Source organism: Amycolatopsis coloradensis (assembly GCF_037997115.1).
GTDB classification, from domain to species: domain Bacteria; phylum Actinomycetota; class Actinomycetes; order Mycobacteriales; family Pseudonocardiaceae; genus Amycolatopsis; species Amycolatopsis coloradensis_A.
In genome coordinates, this window is sequence record NZ_CP150484.1 from 6,828,162 (window position 1) to 6,848,301 (window position 20,140).

26 protein-coding genes are annotated in these 20,140 nt (G+C 69.9%); 8 read left to right on the top strand and 18 right to left on the bottom strand.

Annotated features, from left to right (window positions below):
• Positions 1–64 precede the first annotated feature (64 nt).
• Complete coding sequence (locus LCL61_RS31645; protein WP_034311667.1) at positions 65–997, bottom strand: aspartate carbamoyltransferase catalytic subunit; 933 nt, start codon at positions 995–997, stop codon at positions 65–67.
• Complete coding sequence (gene pyrR, locus LCL61_RS31650) at positions 994–1,590, bottom strand: bifunctional pyr operon transcriptional regulator/uracil phosphoribosyltransferase PyrR (protein ID WP_034311664.1); 597 nt, start codon at positions 1,588–1,590, stop codon at positions 994–996. Before pyrR ends, LCL61_RS31645 begins: the two co-directional genes overlap by 4 nt.
• Positions 1,591–1,850: 260 nt before the next feature.
• Between pyrR and LCL61_RS31655 the strand changes: the two genes are divergently transcribed.
• The gene (locus LCL61_RS31655) at positions 1,851–2,339 is read left to right on the top strand and encodes a transcriptional regulator (protein WP_003096372.1); all 489 of its coding nucleotides are present in this window, start codon (positions 1,851–1,853) and stop codon (positions 2,337–2,339) included.
• Between the two features lie 109 nt (positions 2,340–2,448).
• Here LCL61_RS31655 and nusB read toward each other — a convergent pair whose 3' ends face one another.
• The 3 genes from nusB to LCL61_RS31670 are packed head-to-tail and all read right to left on the bottom strand — an operon-like array spanning position 2,449 to position 4,606.
• Complete coding sequence (nusB, locus tag LCL61_RS31660) at positions 2,449–2,913, bottom strand: transcription antitermination factor NusB (RefSeq protein ID WP_005152382.1); 465 nt, start codon at positions 2,911–2,913, stop codon at positions 2,449–2,451.
• Entirely contained in the window at positions 2,913–3,476 is a 564-nt protein-coding gene (efp, locus tag LCL61_RS31665; RefSeq protein ID WP_007029629.1) for an elongation factor P, read from the bottom strand. The genes nusB and efp overlap by 1 nt, the downstream gene beginning before the upstream one ends.
• 38 nt (positions 3,477–3,514) lie before the next feature.
• Complete coding sequence (locus tag LCL61_RS31670; protein WP_340683144.1) at positions 3,515–4,606, bottom strand: Xaa-Pro peptidase family protein; 1,092 nt, start codon at positions 4,604–4,606, stop codon at positions 3,515–3,517.
• A 249-nt stretch (positions 4,607–4,855) separates the two neighbouring features.
• Between LCL61_RS31670 and LCL61_RS31675 the strand changes: the two genes are divergently transcribed.
• Positions 4,856–5,293 (top strand): B-4DMT family transporter, encoded by a 438-nt coding sequence (locus LCL61_RS31675; protein WP_340683145.1) that lies wholly within the window; start codon positions 4,856–4,858, stop codon positions 5,291–5,293.
• Here the strand turns inward: LCL61_RS31675 and LCL61_RS31680 are convergent.
• The 11 genes from LCL61_RS31680 to LCL61_RS31730 all read right to left on the bottom strand — a co-directional run bounded on the left by LCL61_RS31680 (position 5,248) and on the right by LCL61_RS31730 (position 13,996).
• Positions 5,248–6,732 (bottom strand): beta-xylosidase, encoded by a 1,485-nt coding sequence (locus LCL61_RS31680; protein ID WP_340688730.1) that lies wholly within the window; start codon positions 6,730–6,732, stop codon positions 5,248–5,250. The two genes, LCL61_RS31675 and LCL61_RS31680, sit on opposite strands and share 46 nt — an antisense overlap.
• A 60-nt stretch (positions 6,733–6,792) precedes the next feature.
• Complete coding sequence (locus tag LCL61_RS31685; protein WP_340683146.1) at positions 6,793–7,719, bottom strand: GNAT family N-acetyltransferase; 927 nt, start codon at positions 7,717–7,719, stop codon at positions 6,793–6,795.
• Positions 7,716–8,147 carry a type II 3-dehydroquinate dehydratase gene (aroQ, locus tag LCL61_RS31690; protein ID WP_340683147.1) on the bottom strand — a complete coding sequence of 144 codons (432 nt, stop codon included), beginning with the start codon at positions 8,145–8,147 and terminating at the stop codon, positions 7,716–7,718. Before aroQ ends, LCL61_RS31685 begins: the two co-directional genes overlap by 4 nt.
• Positions 8,144–9,253: a 3-dehydroquinate synthase gene (gene aroB, locus LCL61_RS31695; protein WP_034311646.1), complete on the bottom strand. Its 1,110-nt coding sequence runs from the start codon at positions 9,251–9,253 to the stop codon at positions 8,144–8,146. Before aroB ends, aroQ begins: the two co-directional genes overlap by 4 nt.
• 8 nt (positions 9,254–9,261) lie before the next feature.
• Positions 9,262–9,669 carry a hypothetical protein gene (locus tag LCL61_RS31700; RefSeq protein ID WP_340683148.1) on the bottom strand — a complete coding sequence of 136 codons (408 nt, stop codon included), beginning with the start codon at positions 9,667–9,669 and terminating at the stop codon, positions 9,262–9,264.
• Positions 9,666–10,190, bottom strand: a complete 525-nt coding sequence (locus LCL61_RS31705) for a shikimate kinase (protein ID WP_340683149.1) — start codon at positions 10,188–10,190, stop codon at positions 9,666–9,668. The genes LCL61_RS31700 and LCL61_RS31705 overlap by 4 nt, the downstream gene beginning before the upstream one ends.
• On the bottom strand, positions 10,187–11,374 hold the full coding sequence (gene aroC / locus LCL61_RS31710; RefSeq protein ID WP_125675055.1) for a chorismate synthase: 1,188 nt from the start codon (positions 11,372–11,374) through the stop codon (positions 10,187–10,189). The genes LCL61_RS31705 and aroC overlap by 4 nt, the downstream gene beginning before the upstream one ends.
• A 47-nt stretch (positions 11,375–11,421) precedes the next feature.
• The gene (locus LCL61_RS31715) at positions 11,422–12,033 is read right to left on the bottom strand and encodes an A24 family peptidase (protein ID WP_340683150.1); all 612 of its coding nucleotides are present in this window, start codon (positions 12,031–12,033) and stop codon (positions 11,422–11,424) included.
• Positions 12,034–12,495: 462 nt separating this feature from the next.
• A complete protein-coding gene (locus LCL61_RS31720) occupies positions 12,496–13,122 on the bottom strand; it encodes a zf-HC2 domain-containing protein (RefSeq protein WP_340683151.1) in 627 nt (208 codons plus the stop codon).
• The gene (locus LCL61_RS31725) at positions 13,119–13,631 is read right to left on the bottom strand and encodes a sigma-70 family RNA polymerase sigma factor (RefSeq protein WP_340683152.1); all 513 of its coding nucleotides are present in this window, start codon (positions 13,629–13,631) and stop codon (positions 13,119–13,121) included. The genes LCL61_RS31720 and LCL61_RS31725 overlap by 4 nt, the downstream gene beginning before the upstream one ends.
• The gene (locus LCL61_RS31730) at positions 13,628–13,996 is read right to left on the bottom strand and encodes a hypothetical protein (RefSeq protein ID WP_125675063.1); all 369 of its coding nucleotides are present in this window, start codon (positions 13,994–13,996) and stop codon (positions 13,628–13,630) included. Before LCL61_RS31730 ends, LCL61_RS31725 begins: the two co-directional genes overlap by 4 nt.
• A 131-nt stretch (positions 13,997–14,127) precedes the next feature.
• Between LCL61_RS31730 and LCL61_RS31735 the strand changes: the two genes are divergently transcribed.
• A complete protein-coding gene (locus LCL61_RS31735; protein WP_340683153.1) occupies positions 14,128–14,571 on the top strand; it encodes a Rieske (2Fe-2S) protein in 444 nt (147 codons plus the stop codon).
• A 65-nt stretch (positions 14,572–14,636) separates the two neighbouring features.
• Here the strand turns inward: LCL61_RS31735 and LCL61_RS31740 are convergent, their stop codons facing one another.
• Together LCL61_RS31740 and LCL61_RS31745 are read right to left on the bottom strand one after the other, a co-directional pair.
• Positions 14,637–15,092, bottom strand: coding sequence for a PTS glucose transporter subunit IIA (locus LCL61_RS31740; RefSeq protein ID WP_340683154.1), 456 nt, complete (start codon positions 15,090–15,092; stop codon positions 14,637–14,639).
• Complete coding sequence (locus LCL61_RS31745; RefSeq protein WP_034318305.1) at positions 15,089–15,325, bottom strand: glucose PTS transporter subunit EIIB; 237 nt, start codon at positions 15,323–15,325, stop codon at positions 15,089–15,091. Before LCL61_RS31745 ends, LCL61_RS31740 begins: the two co-directional genes overlap by 4 nt.
• A 233-nt stretch (positions 15,326–15,558) precedes the next feature.
• On the opposite strand from LCL61_RS31745, the gene LCL61_RS31750 reads away from it, so the two are divergent.
• The 5 genes from LCL61_RS31750 to LCL61_RS31770 all read left to right on the top strand — a co-directional run bounded on the left by LCL61_RS31750 (position 15,559) and on the right by LCL61_RS31770 (position 20,139).
• Positions 15,559–16,347: a GntR family transcriptional regulator gene (locus LCL61_RS31750; RefSeq protein WP_192745282.1), complete on the top strand. Its 789-nt coding sequence runs from the start codon at positions 15,559–15,561 to the stop codon at positions 16,345–16,347.
• Positions 16,344–17,600: a PTS transporter subunit EIIC gene (locus tag LCL61_RS31755; RefSeq protein WP_340683155.1), complete on the top strand. Its 1,257-nt coding sequence runs from the start codon at positions 16,344–16,346 to the stop codon at positions 17,598–17,600. Before LCL61_RS31750 ends, LCL61_RS31755 begins: the two co-directional genes overlap by 4 nt.
• Before the next feature lie 40 nt (positions 17,601–17,640).
• Positions 17,641–17,907, top strand: coding sequence for an HPr family phosphocarrier protein (locus LCL61_RS31760; protein WP_007031200.1), 267 nt, complete (start codon positions 17,641–17,643; stop codon positions 17,905–17,907).
• A gap of 163 nt (positions 17,908–18,070) precedes the next feature.
• Entirely contained in the window at positions 18,071–18,895 is an 825-nt protein-coding gene (locus tag LCL61_RS31765) for a serine hydrolase domain-containing protein (RefSeq protein WP_340683156.1), read from the top strand.
• 224 nt (positions 18,896–19,119) lie between these two features.
• Entirely contained in the window at positions 19,120–20,139 is a 1,020-nt protein-coding gene (locus tag LCL61_RS31770) for an iron ABC transporter substrate-binding protein (protein WP_340683157.1), read from the top strand.
• The last annotated feature ends 1 nt before the right edge of the window (position 20,140 follow it).

The window sequence follows — 20,140 nt, forward strand, 5'->3', positions numbered from 1 at the left end:
GTCTGCGCGCCTTCGTGCGCCTGTGCGCTCTCGGGGCGTTTTGCACACCGCGAAGTCCTTGACGTCATGCGGCGGCCCCTTCGCTGGCGAGCAGGTGGTAGAGGACCGCCATGCGCACGTGGACGCCGTTGCGGACCTGTTCGGTGATGGCCGAGGCCGGGGAGTCGGCGACCGCCGAGGCGATCTCCATCCCGCGCAGCATCGGGCCGGGGTGCAGGACGACGGCGTGCTCGGGCAGGAGCTTCATCCGCCGTTCGTTGAGGCCGTACGCGATCGAGTACTCGCGCGCCGACGGAAAGAAGCCCCCGTGCATCCGCTCCGCCTGGACCCGCAGCATCATGACCGCGTCGAGCGCGGGCAGTTCGGCGTCGAGTTCGTGCGACACCGTCACCGGCAGACTCTCCACGCCGGCGGGCAGCAGCGTCGGCGGCGCGACGAGCACCACCTCCGCGCCCAGCGAGGACAGCAGGTGGATGTTCGACCGCGCGACCCGGCTGTGCAGGACGTCGCCGACGATCCCGATGCGGCGGCCCTCGAACGAGCCGAGGCGCTCCCGCAGCGTGGCCGCGTCGAGCAACGCCTGCGTCGGATGCTCATGGGTGCCGTCCCCGGCGTTGACGACCGCCGTCCCCGCTTCGGCGAGCCAGCCCGAAAGCCGCTGCGCCGCACCGGAGGCAGGGTGCCGGATGATCACGCAGTCGGCGCCGGCCGCGGCCAACGTCAGCGCGGTGTCGCGCAGCGATTCGCCCTTGTTGACCGAGGAACTGGACGCGGAGACGTTGATCACGTCGGCGCTCATCCACTTCCCCGCGATCTCGAACGAGACGCGGGTGCGGGTCGAGTTCTCGTAGAACAGCGTGATGACGGTGCGGCCGCGCAACGTCGGCAGTTTGCGGACTTCGCGGCCCAGCAAGGTGTGCTTGAGCTCTTCGGCGGTGTCCAGCACGGCTGTCGCGAGCGCCGGGTCGAGCCCGTCGGTGGCGAGCAGGTGCTTCACGATCGATCTCCTTCTGGTTGCGCGCGAAGCAGAACCGAGTCCCGTCCGTCCACTTCGGACAGCAGGACCTCGATCCCCTCGGCGCGCGAGGTGGGCACGTTCTTGCCCACGTAGTCGGCGCGGATCGGCAGTTCGCGGTGGCCGCGGTCGACCAGCACGGCCAGCTGGACCGCGCGCGGGCGGCCGTGGTCGCGCAGGGCGTCGAGGGCGGCGCGGATGGTGCGGCCGGAGAACAGCACGTCGTCGACCAGGATCACCACCGCGTCGTCGATACCGGTCGGCGGCAGCTGCGAATGTTCGAGCGCGCGGGGCGGGCGGCGGCGGAGATCATCACGGTAGAGCGTGATGTCCAGCGCGCCGGTCGGCGGACGGATGCCGGAGAACTCGGCGATCTTGTCCGCGAGCCGCAGGGCGAGCGGTGTCCCCCGGGTGGGGATGCCCAGCAACACGGGCGGAGTCGAGCCACCGGCACCGAGAGCGGTCTTCTCGATGACCTGGTGGGCCATTCGGGCGATCGTGCGCGCGACATCGCCGGACGAGAGCAGCTCGCGCTCTCCCGCCGGTTCCGCCGCGCCACGCGGGCGTGACGACAAGGCGGACCTCCTTCCCCGCCTCTCTGGACGGGTCCTTAAAGGACGTCGACTTCCTGCTTGGCGAGGAAATCGAACCGACACTAGCAGGAGCGATCGCTCATTCTTACGAGTGGCGCGCCCCAGGTGACGAAGGCCTCTCGAAAGCACCCGCTTGACCTGGTGACAACTATGCGTAACCATTACTCTGAGTATTCGACTCTAGGAGTCCCCTGGACCGGTCACCCCGACCGGTTGGGGGTGAGGAAACGGAGAACCACCAGATGGGCGATTACGCCAAGGCGCTCGGGGCCAAGCTCCGCGGGATCCGCCAGCAGCAGGGTCTGTCCCTGCACGGGGTCGAGCAGAAGTCCGGAGGCCGCTGGAAGGCCGTCGTCGTCGGTTCGTACGAGCGCGGCGACCGCGCCGTCACCGTGCAGAAGCTCGCCGAGCTCGCCGATTTCTACGGCGTGCCGGTGGTCGAGCTGCTGCCGGAAGGCCGGGTGCCGTCGGGCGCGGAACCCGCCACGAAGATCGTCATCAACCTGGAGCGTCTCCAGCAGCTCCCGGCGGAGAAGGTCGGTCCGCTCGCCCGCTACGCGGCCACCATCCAGAGCCAGCGCGGCGACTACAACGGCAAGGTGCTTTCGATCCGCACCGAGGACCTCCGTTCGCTGGCGATCATCTACGACATGACCCCCGGCGAGCTCACCGAGCAGCTGATCGACTGGGGTGTGCTGCCGCCCGAGGCTCGACCGTCCAAAGAGGACTAGAGATGGCGACGTTTTCGGTCCGGGGGGACCGGAAACGCCAACCGGCACCACCGAGTACGAGAACGGGCCGTGCCCTCGGCAGAGGACACGGCCCGTTGTAGTACGTCTTCTAGAGAACCGCGCGCAGGCGGTCGGCGATGGTGCCGATCCGGCCGAGCACGCCGTTCACGAAGCGCGGCGAGTCGTCGGTCGACAGCTCCTTCGCCAGCCCGACGGCCTCGTCGATGGCGACCGGGTCCGGCACGTCCTCGGCCCACAGCAGTTCGTAGACGCCGACGCGGAGCACCGCCAGGTCCACCGGCGGCATCCGGTCCAGCGTCCAGCCCTGAGCGTGCTCGGAGAGCAGCTCGTCGATCTGGGTCTTGCGGCCCGTGACGCCCTCGACCAGCGAGATCGTGTAGTCCGCGATCGGGTCGACCTCGACCGAACCGACCCGGTCCGCCAGCAGCGTCACCGCGTCGGCACCGCGCTGGGCGGCCTCGTACATCATCTCGACCGCCCGCTTGCGGGCCTGGCGACGGCTGATCGGCCCGCCGCGGTTCGGCGACTTGCCGGACTTGTCTGAACCGGCCATCAGCTGGAGACGCGGCCCAGGTAGCGGCCGTCACGGGTGTCGACCTTGATCTTCTCGCCGGTGGTGAGGAACAGCGGCACCTGGATCTCGGCGCCGGTCTCCAGGGTGGCGGGCTTGGTGCCACCGGTGGAGCGGTCGCCCTGCAGGCCGGGGTCGGTGTGCTGGACGACGAGCTCGACCGAGGTCGGCAGCTCGATGTACAGCGGGACGCCCTCGTGCACCGCGACCTGGACCTCGGTGTTCTCGAGGAGGTAGTTCGCGTTGTCGCCGACGGTCTCGGCCAGCACGGTGATCTGGTCGTAGGTCTCCGCGTCCATGAACACGAAGTCCTGACCCTCCTTGTACAGGTAGGTCATGTTGCGGCGGTCGACGGTGGCCGTGTCGACCTTCGTCCCCGCGTTGAAGGTCTTGTCGACGACCTTGCCGGTCAGCACGTGCTTGAGCGTCGTGCGGACGAACGCGCCGCCCTTACCCGGCTTGACGTGCTGGAACGCGGTGACGGTCCAGAGCTGGCCGTCGAGGTTGAGGACGAGCCCGTTCTTCAGGTCGTTGGTGGTGGCCACGAGTGTGCAGTCTCCTGTGTCGATCTTCCGGGCCGCCGTCAGACGACCACGAGTTCCTTGGTGCTCAGCGTGAGGAGTTCGGGCGTACCTTCCCGCACGACCAGCGTGTCCTCGATGCGCACGCCTCCGCGTCCGGGCAGATACACACCAGGCTCGACGGTGACGGCCATACCGGCGGACAGTGTACCGACGCCGGTCGCGGCGAGGCTGGGCGCCTCGTGCACCTGCAGCCCGACGCCGTGGCCGAGCCCGTGGCCGAACTCCTCGCCGCGGCCCGCGCCCACGATCACGCCACGGGCCGCCTTGTCCACTTCGGACACTTCGGCACCGGGGAGGACGGCGTCACAGCCCGCCGCCTGCGCGCGCTGGACCAGCTCGTAGATCTCCTCCTGCCACGCCGCGGGCTTGCCGATGACGAACGTGCGGGTCATGTCGGAGTGGTAGCCGTCGACCGTGGCGCCGAAGTCGATCTTGACGAATCCGCCGGTCTCGAGCGGTGCCGAGGTCGGCCGGTGGTGCGGGATCGCGGAGTTGCCGCCCGCCGCGACGATGGTGTCGAACGAAGGCCCGGTCGACCCGTGGCCGAGCATGCGGTTCTCCAGGTCGCGGGCGACGTCGAGCTCGGTACGGCCCGGCCGGAGCCCGCCGGCGGACACCAGGTCCTCCAGCGCCCGGTCGGCCGCCGCGCACGCCTGGCGCAGCGCCTCGATCTCCTGCTCGTCCTTGACCAGCCGCAGCCGCTCGACGAGCCCGGGCGTCCGCACCAGCTCGACGCGGTCGAAGCGGACCTTGAGGTCCTCGTGCTGCTCGACACTGACGTGCTGGCTCTCGAACCCGGTCTTGCCGAAGTGTTTTCCGGCCGCCAGATCGGCGAGCTTCGCCGCGCTCGCGCGGTCGAGCACGCGTTCGAGGTCGGGCACCTCCGTGGCCGACTGGACCGTATAGCGGCCGTCGGTGCAGAAGATCGTCTTGTCGTCGCCGCTCCCGTGGACGAGGAGAGCGGCGTTGGACCCGGTGAAGCCGGTCAGGTACCTGATGTTGAGCAGGTCCGTGACCAGCAGCGCGTCCACCCCGGAGTCGGCCAGCAGGGAACGCAGCGCCGCGCGGCGGCGAGAGAAGTATTCACGCACGTGATGGAGTTTAGGGGGTTCGCTGCCGGTGGCACGCGTTTCGCCGACTGCTTGCGCCAGGGCTGGTACCCGGGCGGTCCGTGAAGGCCTCCTTCCCTACCCTCAAAGTAGGGAAGGAGGCCTTCNGATCAGGGCGAGCGTCGACGGCGCCTACCCTCAAAGTAGGGAAGGAGGCCTTCACGGACCTTCCGCAGGCTGTCAGGGCCGCGGCGGGCGTGACCATCGCTACTGGCGAGTTAAACTCCCCCAATGGCACCGTGGCTGACTCGTGGACTCGTGATGGCGCTGCTGCACGGCGCGGCCGTCACCGTGCTGGCCAAGTACGAGGTCTTCAACCCCACCGACAAGACCCTCGTCACCGCCCTCACCCTCGCCGTCCTGGTCGGCGCGGCCGCGGGCTGGGGCGCCGTGGACGCCTGGCAGGGCAAACCCGAAAGCGGCAAGAACTGGTTCATCGCGGCGCTGATCGCCGGTCCGGTCTCGGGCGTGCTGTACGTGATCGGCCGCGCGGTGTTCGTCGATCAGACCGGCGCTTCGGAGCTCGGCGGCGCGCTCACCGGCGGCGCCGCCTTCTCGGCCCTGCTGGTGCTCATCCCGGCCGGGCTCGGCCTGTTCGTCGGCGGCCGCATCACCAAGCCCGATCAGCCCGCGAGCGAGAAACCCACCGGGAAGCCGTCCCAGGCCTGATCGGCGATCTTCTCGACGGCCGAGTCGTTCAGCGCCGCCGCCCCGCCGTCCGGCAGCGCGAAGAGCTTGCCGTCGAGCACCACGCCGAACCCCCGGCCTGGCGCGTGCACCACCCTCGCCCCGGCGCTCAACCGTGCCGCCCGCGGGAGGTTGTCGACGGCCTTGAGCCGCTCGTTCAGCACCTCGCCCGCGAGCGCCGCCGCCACCGAGCGCCGGTCGACCCGGACCAGGGTGCCGTCGGCCACCAGGTCGATGGTCCGCTGCGGCGACGGCATCGCGACGCCTTCGAACGAGGTCCGGATCCGGGCCTCGTCCTCGCACGCCCGCGAACCGCGGACGTCCAGGCCGAAGTGCTTGAGGTCGGTCGGGGCCGCCGCGCCGCCGATGACCGTGGCGCGGACGACGTCGAACGGGACCCGATCGCAGACGTCGCCCGAGGAGAGCGGCGCGTGCCCGTCGGGCCGCCGGACCAGCCCCGGGCCTTCCTTCCACACGCCGGGGATGATCGCCTGCCGGTACGGCTGCGCGGAGAAGTCCCTCGTCCAGAAGGTGAGGCTGGTGCCCTTTTCGGTCTCGTGCGCGATCACGAAGGCGTCGAGCGAACCGACCCACATCAGATCGGTGCTGAACCCGTCGACCAGCGAACGGGTGCGCGGCGAGGTCGTGCTGGGCTTGGCGAGGAAGCCGTGCTCCCCCAGCGTTTCCACGTTCCGGGTGAACGCCGCGTCCCTGGCGCGGAGCAGGAACTGCCCGGCGCCGTTCCATCCGGCGCCCTTCGCGGTGGTGTCGGTGAAGAGCACGTAGAACCAGCCGTCGAGGTACACCGCCGAGGGCTGGCCCGCGCCGTAGACGTTGTCGCGGTGCACGTCGTGCGACGGCCCGATGATCGGCTTCCCGCCCGCCGCCCGCGTCCAGGTGAGCCCGTCGGGGCTGGTCGCGAGGCCGATCGAGTTGCCGAGCGCGTGGTCGCCCGCCGCGCCCGTGTAATACATGTAGTAGGTCGAGCCGACCTTGATCACCGATGGATCGCAGGTGTGCATGCCGTCGAAACCGCCGGGCGCGCCCGAGAACACCGCCGCCGGGCCACCACCGGACGGGCCGGTGAACGGACCGTCGAGCGAGGGCGACTGCGCGTAGAGGACGTCGTCGCCGGGCGGCTGGGCGCTGCCGTACTGGCTGCACCACCACATCTTGAGTTTGCCGCCGTCCCGCATCACGGTCGGGCTGTAGTTGTAGACCGCGTCCTGATCGCCCGCGGCCACCACACCGCCACTGGCTCGCGGATCGCTCGTCACGAGCTCGACGTTCATCCGGCGCGGCTTTTCCTTGGGCGCCTGCTGGGCTCCGCCGATCCCGCCGCCCTTGCCGTCGGCCTGGGACTGCACCGTGCCGTCGCTGCACGCCACGAGGATCGCGCCGGCCGCGAAGAGGGCCACCACGGCACGGGCGGGTCGCCGACCCCCACGAAAAAGGCGCATGATGGCCGAGTGTAGCGAGGCTTAGCCCTGTCGAGTGACGTCAGTACCCGGGAGAGCGACCAATTCCACTTCGAAGCCATCGGCGTTTTCGAGGTAGGCGGCGTAGTGGTGATCACCGCCCGCATACGGATACTTGTCCGCGAACATCGGCGACCAGCCGTGTTCGAGGGCCTTCGCGGCCAGTTCGTTCACCCGTTCGCGGGACTCGACGTGCAGGGCGAGATGGTTCAGGCCCGGGGCGGTGCGCTCGTGCTTTTCGCCGCTGAGCGCGGGAGAACGCTCGACGACGAGATAGGTCGCGCCGTGTTTCCAGCTGACCCCGGCGGGCCAGCGCTGGAACTCGCGCCAGCCGAGTTCGCCGAGCAGCCAGCCCCAGCTCTCCTCCGCGCGACCGAGATCGGGCACCCACAGCTCGATGTGGTGCGCGCGGCCGTGATCCGAAGGCAGCGCGACGAAGACCCGATGCGGCCCGCTGCCGTAGTGGTCGCCGCCCCCGACGTCGAGGAAACCCAAGCGCCGCACCAGGTTCTGACTGGCCACATTGGACTCGCCGATCAGCGCCCACACCGACGACAGGCCGAGCCCGACGAGTCCATGCTCCAGCAGTGCCTTCGCGGCCTCGGTCGCCAGGCCCTGCCCGCCGTGCGCACGGGCCAGGTAGTAGCCGATCTCCGGCACGTCGCCGGGCAGTTCCTGCGACGGCCGGAGATGCGCGAGACCGATCACCTCGCCGTCGCGTTCGATCACCCAGTGCCCCATCCCCGCCGGGCCGTCGTAGGACAACCTGTGACCGACCATTTCGCGGACGCGGTCCTGCTCGGTGAGCGGCACCGCGAAATGCGAGGTCATCGCCGGGTCGGCGAAGAGCTTGATGATCGCGTCGGTGTCCGTCTCCGTGAGCGCGCGTAACCGCAGCCTCGCGGTTTCGAGCGCGGGAGGGTTGTTCATGCCGCGTTCGCGGCCATCCAGCGCAGGGCCAGCGGGTACCCGTCGACCCCGAGCCCGGCGATCACGGCGGTGGCGATGTCCGACAGCACGCTGTGGTGCCGGAACTGCTCACGCTTGTGCACGTTGGAGATGTGCAACTCGATCAGTGGCGCCGTGAGCTGGGCGGCGGCGTCGCGGACCGCGATCGAGTAGTGCGTCCACGCGGCGGCGTTGAGCACCACCGGCCACCCCGCGTCGGCGGCCTCGTGCAGCCAGCCGACCATCTCGCCCTCGTGGTCGGTCTGCCGGACCTCGACGTCGATCCCCAGTTCCTTGCCGGTTTCGACGCAGGTGGAGGCCAGATCCGCGTGCGTGGCCGAACCGTAGATCCCGGGTTCGCGCAGGCCGAGCCTGCCGAGGTTGGGACCGTTGAGGACGAGCACCTTCACAGCAGCACGCTCCCGCCGGGCTTGGGGGCTTCACCGGCCACCACCGAGTACGCGGCGGCGAGCAGCGACGGGTCCGGGCCTTCCAGCCTGCCGGGTTTGGCCAGCCCGTCGAGAACGACGAAGCGCAGCACGCCAGACCGGGTCTTCTTGTCGCCCTTCATCGTCTCCAGCAGTTGCGGGAGCGCGTCCGGGTCGTAGGTGGTCGGCAGGCCCAGCAGCTTGAGCACCTTCGAGTGCCGCTCGGCGGTGGCGTCGTCGAGACGGCCGGCCAGGCGCGCGAGCTCGGCGGCGAACACCAGGCCGACGCTGACCGCCGCGCCGTGGCGCCACCGGTACCGCTCGCGGCGCTCGATGGCGTGGGCGAGCGTGTGGCCGTAGTTGAGGATCTCGCGCAGATCCGACTCGCGCAGATCTGCGGCGACGACGTCGGCCTTGACCTGGATCGAGCGGCGGACCAGCTCGCCGAGGACCTCGCCGGTGGTGTCCAGCGCCGCGGCGGGATCCTGCTCGACGAGTTCGACGATCCGCGGGTCGGCGATGAACCCGGCCTTGACCACCTCGGCCATTCCGGCGACGAGTTCGTTGGGGGGCAACGTTTCCAGCGTCGCGAGGTCGACGAGGACCGCGCTCGGCTCGTGGAAGACGCCGACCAGGTTCTTGCCCGCCTCGGTGTTGATGCCCGTCTTCCCGCCGAGGGAGGCGTCGACCATGCCCAGCAGCGTGGTGGGCACGTTGACCAGGCGGACGCCGCGCATCCAGGTGGCGGCGACGAACCCGGCGAGGTCGGTCACGGCGCCGCCACCGAGCCCGACGACCACGCCCTGGCGGTCGAGGCCGATGCGGCCGAGGACCTCCCAGCAGAAGCTGGCGACGGTGAGCGCCTTGCCGTCCTCGGCGTCGGGGATCTCGACCCGGTGCGCGTCGATCCCGGCCTCGGCCAGTTCGTCGCGGATGGCCTCGGCGGTGGTCGTCAGCGTCGGCGGGTGGATCAGCGCGACCTTGGAGGCGTCGGCGAGCTGCTCGGTGAGCTCGCCCAGCAGGCCTCGGCCGATGACGACGTCGTAGGGCTTGGCGGTGTTGACGGTGATGCGGACCGGCTCGGTCATCGTTCCCCTCACTTCGGCGGAAGCCGCTTGGCCCTCGCGACCTCGCAGGTGATCTTGCCCTTGACCGGGGTGTCCCCCGGGATCTCTTCGGTCACCGTCTGGCCGGGCGTCATCCGGTTCTTCGCGAACAACGCCTCCCCGGAGGCCTTGCCGTCGGCGTCCTTGATCGCGATGGTGACGGCGTACCGCGCGTCTTCGGCGGTGCTGTTGGTGACCTCGATGGTGATCTTCGGGGTGTAGCCGCCGCTGTCGCATTGGGTGACCTTGACGTCGGCCGCGACATCCGCCTCCGGCGCGGCGCTGGTGGCCGCACTCGTCTGGATCACGTCCGCGCCGGGAGGTTGCCTTTCCTCACCACACGCGGTCAGGGTCAGGGCCACGACGGCGAGCAGGACGCCTGCGGTCGTGCGTTTCATGCTCGGTCCTTGCTGATCTCGTTCAGCCCGATGAGGGCGGCCTCGACGACCTCGTCGGCGGTCAGGTGGTCGGTCTCGATCTCGAACGTGGCGACCTCGCGGTACACCGGCAGGCGCGCGTCGAGGAGCGCCTTGTAGGTGGCGCGGGGGTTCACCCCGGCCAGCAGCGGGCGGGCGGTCGAGAGCCCGGCGCGCTGGACGCCCGCGGCCATCCCGACGTTGAGGAAGACCACGGTGTGCCCGGCGAGGCGTTCGCGGGTGCCCGGCGTGATCGGCGCTCCCCCGCCCAGCGAGAGGACGCCTTCGTGCTCGGCCAGTGCCTTCGCGACCATCTCCTCCTCCAGCGCGCGGAAGGCGGGCTCACCCTCCTCGGCGAAGATGTCGGTGATGGGCTTGCCCACGCTCGCGACGATGTCGTCGTCGCTGTCGCGGAAGGCGAGACCGAGCCGGGCGGCGAGCGCCGGGCCGACCGTGCTCTTGCCCGAGCCCGGCGGCCCGATGATCACCGCGCGAGGAGTCACCAGCGCTCCTCGAGCGCCTTCAGGTAGGCCTCGGCGTTGCGCTTGCCCTCGGCCAGCGAGTCGCCGCCGAACTTCTCCAGCGCGGCGTCCGCGAGCACCAGCGCGACCACCGACTCCAGCACGACCCCGGCCCGGGGCACCGCGCAGACGTCGGAACGCTGGTGGATGGCCACCGCGGGTTCGCCGGTGGTGACATCCACAGTGGACAGTGCTTTGGGGACGGTCGAAATCGGCTTCATGGCGACGCGCACGCGCAGCGGCTCGCCGTTGGTGATGCCGCCTTCGAGGCCGCCCGCGCGGTTGGACCGGCGGGTCACCCCGACCGGGCCGGTGCCGCGGTCGATCTCGTCGTGGGCCTGGCTGCCCCACCGCTTGGCCGTGGTGAAGCCGTCGCCGACCTCCACGCCCTTCATCGCCTGGACGCCCATGAGCGCGCCGGCGAGGCGGGCGTCGAGCCTGCGGTCCCAGTGGACGTGCGAGCCGAGGCCCGGCGGCAGGCCGTAGGCGATCACCTCGATCACGCCGCCGACGGTGTCACCCGCCTTCCGCACGGCGTCGACCTCGGCGACCATCGCGTCGGTCCCCTCCTGGCCGAAGGCACGGACCGGGCTCTCGTCGATGGCGGGCAGATCCGACGGCACCGGCAACGGGCCCTCGGGCGCCGACGCCCCGCCGATGGACACGACGTGGCTGAGGATCTCGACCCCGAGCAGCTGCTTGAGGTACGCACGGGCCACCGTGCCGAGCGCCGTGCGGGACGCCGTCTCACGGGCGCTCGCGCGCTCCAGCACCGGACGGGCCTCGGGGAAGCCGTACTTCTGCATCCCCGGCAGATCCGCGTGGCCGGGCCGGGGACGGGTCAGCGGCTCGTTGCGCGCGAGGCCTTCCAGCTCCTCGGCGGGCACGGGATCGGCCGACATGACCTTCTCCCATTTGGGCCACTCGGCGTTCTCGATCTGGACCGCGACGGGGCCGCCCTGGGTGAGCCCGTGCCGGACGCCGCCGGTGAACTCGATGTGGTCGGTCTCGAAGCCCATCCGGGGGCTGCGGCCGAAGCCGAGCCTCCGGCGCGCGAGCTGCTCGCCCACTTCGGCGGTGGTGACCTCGACCCCGGCGGGCATCCCTTCCAGGATGGCGGCGAGGGCGGGTCCGTGCGATTCCCCTGCGGTTATCCAGCGCAACACCTGACAGATCCTGTCACAACCTCCTCTCTGTCCCGGTACAGGCCGGGCTATCCCGGACCGGGTCCGGCGAAGACGGCGAGCGCCCACGCCGCGACCAGGAGACCGGGCCCGTGCGGCACCGTGGGATGCCGGGGGCCGCCCACCGCGAGCGCCACGCTCAGTAACGCGGCGGCGACGGCGCCGAGCACGATCGACGGCCAGCCCGTCGCGGCCAGGACCGCGCCCAGGCTGCCCGCGAGCTTCACGTCTCCGGCGCCGAGCGAGCGCGGCGACAACGCGTGGACGAGCGCGTGCGCCCCGCCGAAGACCAGCGCGCCGAGCACGGCCCGCCACGCGATGGCGGCCCCTCCCCCGTGCGCGGCGATCGCGAGGGCGGCGGCCAGCGCCGGGTACGCGGGCAGGGTCAAGACGTCGGGCAGGCGGCGGTACTTCAGGTCGGCGAGCGCCAGTGGGACGGCGAAGACGGTCAGCACGGCCGGGACGGCGAGCCACCACGACGGCCAGGCACCGGCGTCGTGCCGCAGCCAGACCACGACGAGCGCCGCCGCGGCGATGGCGGCCGCCCACGCCGTGACCGGCGCTCCCGCCCGGCGCAGGCAGGAGCGCGTGGCGAGCGCCGATCCGGCGCCCGCCACCGCGATGGCGATCGGCGTGAACACAAGATCAAGAGTGCGCCCGTCGCGCTCGGTGAGGCAAGGATTTCCTTTCGTGACAGGAACTTTGACGCACTTTCGGCAGGTCGGGCGCGGGTGCTGAAGTCGTGAACGGACCGTTCAGGGACGTGGGCGCGTCGCGGCGGGCGTGGGCTGAAGGGGCCCTTCACCGCGTCGCATGTGGTGAAGGGAGCTTTCACTGCATGACATGCGGGGAAAGCGTCCTTCAACCCCGGCTGACGGCAGCGCGCGGAGCGGCCGTTCGCCTAGGTACGTGAAGGCCCCCTTCGTGTACTTGGGTGCGGCCGAAGCGTGGTACGGGGCCCGCGTTCCGTGAAGATCGCCACAGCAGCCCCACCAGCCGCAGCGTCAGCGCGTGAAGGCCGACAGTGCCCGAAACGCCACTCACGACCCACTGGACCCAATCCGGACCGCGACCGGCACCGAAGGCCTGTCATGACACCGGGATCAGGGGGTCATCCGCAGCAGCGGGAGACCCGAGGGCGTGCGGATCTCCAGCGCCTTGATGTCCCCGGTGCGCATCGCGGTGCCGACCACGATATGCGCCGTGTCCTTGGGCATCGCGCGCCAGGACGCCAGCTCGCTGGTGCCGCCGTCGGCGCCGACGGCGACCAGGATGTAGTCCCCGCTGCGGTTGCCGCCGTAGCTGCAGGTCATGTCGACCTTCGTGCCGGTCTCCGTGGCGGACATGGCGACTTCGGCGGTCACCGGGTAGTCGCCGAGCGGGGTCATCGGGTCGCCTGCCACGACTGGCCCGGTCAGGACGACCACGAGCGCGACACCGGCGGTCACGGCCGCCCCGGCCGCGGTCGTGGTGATGGCCCGTTGGATCCGCCTTCCCCGGCGGACCCGTTTGAGCACGGTCGGCAGCAGGTCCGGCGAGGGCGCCGGTTCGTCCTCCAGCAGCGCCGGGGCACCGGCCTGGGCGAGCAGTCCGGGGATCCCGGCCAGGTCGCGCACGGATTCCGCGCACCGGTCGCAGACGCGAAGGTGTTTCTCGTAGGCGGACCGGTCTTCCGGGGACAACGCCCCGAGCACGTAGGCCGCGTCGTAGGTGGCGAAGGGGTCGGTCATTGAGTCACCCCTCTTTCCTCCAATATCAGCCGCAGCGCCCGCAACGCGTAGTGCGTCCGCGACTTGATCGTCCCTTCGGCCACACCCAGCCGTTTCGCGGCGTCGGCGACGGAGTAACCCTGGAAATAGCACAGGACGAGGACGTCCCGATGTCTCGGCGACAGTTCGCCGAGGGCTTCGGCGACCAGCCAGCCCTGGACGGCCCGTTCGGTGCCGTCGGTGACCGCCGTTTCGGGTGGTTGGCCGGTCACCACCTCGGGATGGGCCTCGGAAGCGCGCCAGTCGTCGATGGCGATCCGTCTCGCGACGGTGAACAGCCAGCCCCGCGCCGACCCTTCGGACTGGTCCAGCACCTTGGCGTTGCGCCAGGCCCGCAGCAGCGTCTCCTGGACGACGTCCTCCGCGCGGACCCGGTCGCCGCTGGTGAGGCGCAGCGCGTAGGACCAGAGTGCCGCCGCGTGCTCATCGTGCAAAGCCCGCATCAGCCGGTCCTCCGCGAATTCCTTCACCGATCCGTGCTTTCCCGGTTCAGGAGCAGCGGGAGCGCGAAGACCACGCAAGCCACTTCGGTGATCAGGCCCCACAGCTCGGCCTGGGTGGTGAAGCGCTCCGAGACACCGAAGAACCCTGTGGTCAGCGAGAGCACGTACGCGCCCAGTGTCGCCAAGCCGAAACCGATCGCCGCGAGCGCGGGAAGCCAGTGGTGCCAGACCAGGACGGCGACCGCGATGACCACGCCCGCCACCACGTTCACCAGAAAGAGCGGACCGACCACATCCGTTTCCGAGGCCCAGTCCTGCCATACGACATAATGCACCCACGCCGAGCCGAGGAGACCCGCCGCCACCACCGCCCGCAACAACCACCGGATCATGTCCGTATCTCTTTCCGCGTGTTCGGTTCCTCTATGCCTTTGAACACGGAAAAACGGGCCTCGCGGTTCAATCTCGCACCCGATGGCCGCCGAAATTGAACCGGATGGCCGTCTGGACCGTGTGTAGGGGCATGACTGCCGAACTCCACTCCCGCCGCACCGTCCTGACCACCGGGGCCGCCGTCGCCGGCGCGGCCGTCGGTGCCGTGGCCCTCACGGCCTGCGGAAGCGACAGCAACCCGCCGTCCGGTTCGACCGCCGCACCGCCCGCCGCCGCGCCGGGTGAGACCCTGACCGCGCTCTCCGACATCGAGGTCGGCAAGGCGAAGGCCGCCAAGACCGCCGACGGCAAGGACGTCATCGTCACCAGGACCGCCGAAGGCACGGCGGCCGCGTTCAGCGCGATCTGCACGCACCAGGGGTGCGCGGTCGTGCCCGAGGGCGCGGAGCTGAAATGTCCCTGCCACAACTCGATCTTCGACGCCGCGACCGGCGCGGTCAAAAAGGGACCGGCGGACCAGCCGCTGCCCTCGATCGCGGTCAAGGTCACGAACGGCCAGGTCGTCACGGCCTGAGAAAACGCGGAAAGGGTCCCTTTAGGACGGGAATTCCGTCCTAAAGGGACCCTTTCGGCAAGCTTTCAGCTGTCCCAGGTGAAAATCGGGTCGCCTGCCTCGACGTCGCCACCGGTGGGCAGCCCGGAAAGGACTTCCGCCTTCGCGTCCAGCGCCACCACGGGCACGATCGGCGAGTAGCCGGCGGCCTTGACCGCGTCGGGGTCCCAGCCGACCACCGGCTGCCCGGCGCGGACGGCCTCACCCTTGACGACGTGGAGGGTGAACCCCTCACCCTTCTGCTTCACGGTGTCGATCCCCAGGTGGACCAGCACGCCGCGGCCGTCTTCGGTGGCCACCACGAACGCGTGCGGGTGCAGGGTCACGACCGTCCCGTCCACCGGGGCGACCGCGTCCTGGCGTCCGCCCGAGGGCAGGACCGCGATGCCGGGGCCGACCATCGCCTGCGCGAAGACCGGATCGGGCACTTCGGTCATAGCGGTCGCCTTACCGCTCACCGGGCTGAGGATCTCGAGACTCACAGCAGATCCTCGATGTCGCTGGCGATGTTGTCGGCCTCGGGGCCCACGATGACCTGGACACCGGCCCCCATGCGCACGACGCCCATCGCACCGGCGGCCTTCAGCGCCGCCTCGTCGAGCAGGCTCATGTCTTCGAGCTCACAGCGGAGCCGGGTGATGCACCCCTCGACCTCGATGACGTTCTCGGCACCGCCGAGCCCCGCGAGGATCTTTTCCGCCCTGTCATCCGCCATCGCGGTCTCCCTGTTCCCTGTCGGTTTCCCACATGCGAACCAGCTGTACTACGCCGTTCGCCGACTCGCACGTGATCCCTGGCCACGAACGCGTAACGGTGGTTGACACCCGCTCGTGCGACGGAGCATCCTGCCCCATCGGATCATTGGTCTAGACCGGAACGTACCAATCTTCCGGACCAGATGCGAGTACGGGTTCCCCAACCGACCGGCCCGAAAGGACGGTGACCGTCATGAGCGCTTCGGCGCAGCTGCCGCCGTCCGACCGTGTGATCAACGGACCGACGCCCAAGCACGCCCAGCTGCGGGAGATTCTGCGCCGCACGGTGGAGCGTGAGCTACCCCCCGGCTCACCTATCCCCTCGGAACGTGACCTCGCCGAGACCTACCAGGTGTCGAGACTCACGGTCCGCTCGGCGATCGGCAAGCTGGTCGAAGAAGGGCTCTTGTCGCGGGTGCGCGGCAAGGGGACGTTCACCGCCGCGAGGCGGATGGAACTGCAGCTCTACCTGATGTCCTTCACCGAGGACATGCGCCGTCGCGGGATGACCCCGACCACGGAGGTCGTCAAGACCGCCACCGAGGTCCCGCCCGCCCCCTCGGCGCACGCGCTCGGTCTGGCCGCCGGAACTCCGGCACACCGCATCGTCCGGCTCCGCCGCGCCGACGGGGTGCCGCTGGCGGTCGAACGCGGCTGGTATCACGCGGGCCGGATGCCCGGTCTGCTCGACCTCGATCTCACCCGATCGTTGTACGTCCAACTCGCCCAGTCGTACGACCTGCGCCCGGACCACGCGTGGCAGACGGTCTGGGCCGAATCCGCGGACCGCGAAACGGCACGCCTGCTCGGCATGCGCGCCGGCAGTCCGCTTCTTGTCTTCCGCCGGGTCTCCAGCGTCAACGGGGAACCGATCGAAGACATGACTTCCTGGTACCGGGGCGATCACTACCAGGTCACCATGCAGCTGGACCGGAACACCCCGGATTCCGGTCATCATCCTCACTACGGAGGTACCCGATGAGCTCCACCACCGCGGAGGGGGCGAAGGGCAAAGGCAAGGGACTGGCCGGGCTTCAGCGCTTCGGCCGCAGCCTCATGCTCCCCATCGCCGCCCTGCCCGCCGCCGCGCTCCTGAACAGGTTCGGTCAACCCGACCTGCTCGGCAAGGACGGCCTCGGCTGGGACAAGGTCGCCGAAGTCCTCGGCGCGGCAGGCAACTCGCTGTTCAACTGGCTGCCGCTCCTGTTCGCGGTGGGTATCGCCGTCGGCTTCGCCCGGAAGAGCGACGGCGCGACCGCGCTGGCCGCCGTGGTCGGCTTCTTCGTGTTCACCAGCGTCCTCCAGGTCTTCACGCCGTTCTCCGAGCTGCCGGGCTGGAACCCCGAGAAGCCCGCCGGCCTGATGCTCAACCCGATGAAGTGGTCCTACAGTGTGCTGGCCGGTGTGATCGTCGGTCTGGTCACCGCCTTGCTGTGGCAGAAGTTCTACCGCATCAAACTGCCGCCGTACCTGGCCTTCTTCGGCGGGCGCCGGTTCGTGCCGATCATCACCGCCCTGACGCTGATGCTCCTCGCGGTGCCCTTCGGCCTGGTCTTCCACTGGGTCAACGAAGGCATCCAGGCCGCGGGCGAGGCGGTCACGGGCGCACCGGTCGTCGGTGGCGGCATCTACGGTGTGCTGAACCGGCTGCTGATCCCGGTCGGTCTGCACCAGCTGCTGAACGTGCCGGTCTGGTTCATCTTCGACGGTGGCGACCTGACCGAGTTCTTCAAGGGTGACCCCACCCGCGGCACGTTCATGACCGGGTTCTTCCCGATCTTCATGTTCGCCATCCCCGCCGCGGCGCTGGCGATCTGGCAGAGCGCGAAGCCCAGCCAGAAGAAGATCGTCGGCGGTGTGATGATCGCCGGCGCGCTGACCTCGTTCCTGACCGGTATCACCGAGCCGATCGAGTTCTCGTTCATGTTCGTCGCGTGGCCGCTGTACCTGATCCACGCGATCCTGACCGGTACGTCGATGGCACTGGTGAACGCGCTCGACATCCACCTCGGCTTCGGCTTCTCCGCCGGTGCGATCGACTTCGCGCTCAACAGCTCCCTCCCGGCGGCGAGCGGCAACGTCTGGCTGCTCATCCCGATCGGTCTCGCCTACGCGGTCGTCTACTACGTGATCTTCCGTTTCGTGATCAAGAAGTGGAACCTGCGGACCCCCGGCCGCGAGGACGACGCGATCGAGGCCGATCTCGAAGCCACCGCGGCGAAGCCCGTCAAGTAGTTTCAGCTCTGTAGAACCGAAGGCACGAAAGGGAAAGAACATGCCGGAGAAACGCGTCACCGTGGCCAGCAAGGTGGGCCTGCACGCCAGGCCCGCGGCGACGGTCGCCAAGGCGGCCGCGGCGCAGCCCGTCGCGGTGCACATCGCCAAGGCGGGCGGTGACCCGGTCGCGGCCGGCAGCGTGCTGAACCTGATGACGCTCGCCGCCGGTTACGGCGACGAGGTCATCATCAGTGCCGAGGGTGAGGGGGCCGAGGCGGCCGTCGACGCCATCGCCGAGCTGGTGGCGACCGACCTCGACGCCTGATCCCGACCGCTGCGTGTCCGTGGTGAACCCGCGACCGCGATCGACGTCGGCAGGGCGGGTTCACGCGTACGGTCACCTCTACAGGTGCACCTTCAGCTCCGCCGACAGGATCCTGCGAAGCCCGGGCCGCCCCGACCGGCCCGGGCTTCGTAGGGTGTTGGGCATGGAAAGCGTGCGTGGGATCGAACAGTGGCCGGTGGACAACGCCGCCACGGCCGTGGTGACCGCCGCCGGTGACGTGCTGGGCACGCACGGCGACACGAAGAAGGTGTACCGGCTCGCGTCGGTGACCAAGCCGCTCACCGCCTACGCCGCGTTGATCGCCATCGAAGAGGGCGTCGTCGAACTCGACACCCCCGCCGGGCCAGAGGGCTCCACGATCCGGCATCTGCTCGCGCACACCTCGGGCCTGGCCTTCAACGAGCACAAGCCGATGACCGCGCCGGGCAACCGGCGCCTGTACTCCAACGCCGGCTTCGAACAGCTCGCCGACGCGCTCGCCGAGCATTCCGGCATCCCCTTCGCCGATTATCAGGCGGAGGCGCTCTTCCAGCCGCTGGGCATGAAGGCGACCAAGCTGACCGGCTCCCCCGCCTCGGGCGCCGAGTCCACTGTGGACGATCTGGTGGCCTTCGCCGCCGAACTGCAGGCACCGAAGCTCATCGCCGCCGAAACGGTGCGCGAGGCGACTTCCGTGGTCTTCCCCGGCCTTTCCGGCGTCCTGCCCGGCTTCGGCCACCAGAAGCCGAACGACTGGGGGCTCGGATTCGAGATCCGCGACCACAAGAGTCCACATTGGACCGGCTCGTCGAGTTCGCCGCGGACCTTCGGCCACTTCGGGCAGTCCGGCACGTTCCTCTGGGTCGATCCCGACGCCGGTGCCGCCTGCGTCGCGCTCACCGACCGCGCCTTCGGCCCGTGGGCGGCCGAGGTCTGGCCGCCCTACACCGACGCCGTACTGGCCGAGCTGGGTAAACGCGGCGGGTGACCAGGTGGCCCGGTGGACCGAAGCGGGCAGACAGCTCCGTCCCGTCCCTTTTCGGCGCCCCGCAGCTGAGCTGGGCAAAGAACCCACACGAAACCCGGTTACCACTCGAATGAGTGACGTGACCGAGGTTGCATCACGTAACGGCCACGATGCCTTGCCAGCCCCTTAGGTGAGCTTTACCTTAGCCGCGGCACAACCGTGGGGGCTGACCGAAGGAGGGCCCCGTGGCTGTGGGCCGGATAGCTGTGGTTCTGTTCGTCGCGGCGTTGCTGACGACCTCTGTCGTCGCCTGCGACAGCGCGGAGGAATCCGACGCGCTGGTGATCTACTCCGGACGCAACAAGGAGCTGGTCGGCGGGCTTCTCGACCGGCTGAAGCAGGCTACCGGGACCCCGGTCGAGGTGCGCTACGGCGGCAGCGGGGAGATGGCCGCGCAGCTGCTCGAAGAGGGTGAGCGCACCCAAGCGGACGTCTTCTTCGCCCAGGACGCGGGCGCGCTCGGCGCGGTCGCCGGCCAAGGCAGGCTCTCCCCGCTCCCCGCCGAGGTCCTCGGCCTCGTTCCCGCCGGCTACCGCGCCGACGACGGCCGCTGGGTCGCCACCTCGGCCCGGGTCCGGGTCGTCGCCTACGACCCGCGCGCGGTCACCGAAGCGGAGCTGCCGAAGAGCCTCGACGACATCGTCGACCTGAAGTGGAAGGGCAGGCTGGGGTTCGCCCCGACCAACGGCTCCTGGCAGGCGTTCGTGACCTCGGTGCGGGTCCTCAAGGGCGAGGACTTCGCGCGGGACTGGCTGCGCCGGTTCGCCGCGAACGAGCCGAAGCGGTTCGACAACAACGTCGCGATCCTCAACGCCGTCAACGACGGCCAGCTGCCCGCCGGGTTGATCAATCACTACTACTGGTACGCCAAGGTCGCCGAGGCGGGCACGGGCGCGGTGCGGGCGAAACTGCACTACGTCCCCGGCGGCGACCCGCTCGGTCTGGTGAACGTCGCCGGTGCGGGTGTCGTCGAGGGGACCGACCGGAAGGACGCCGCGCTGAAGGCCGTCCGGTTCCTGCTCTCCGAGGAGGCGCAACGGCATTTCGCCGACGTCACCGCGGAATATCCGGTCGTTCCGGCGGTGACGTCGGCGAAGCACCAGTTGCCGCCGCTCACCGGGCTGCACGGCCCCGACATCGATCTCTCGCGGCTGTCGTCGCTGCAGCAGACCGTCGCGCTGCTCCAGGAAACGGGCCTGTCCTGAA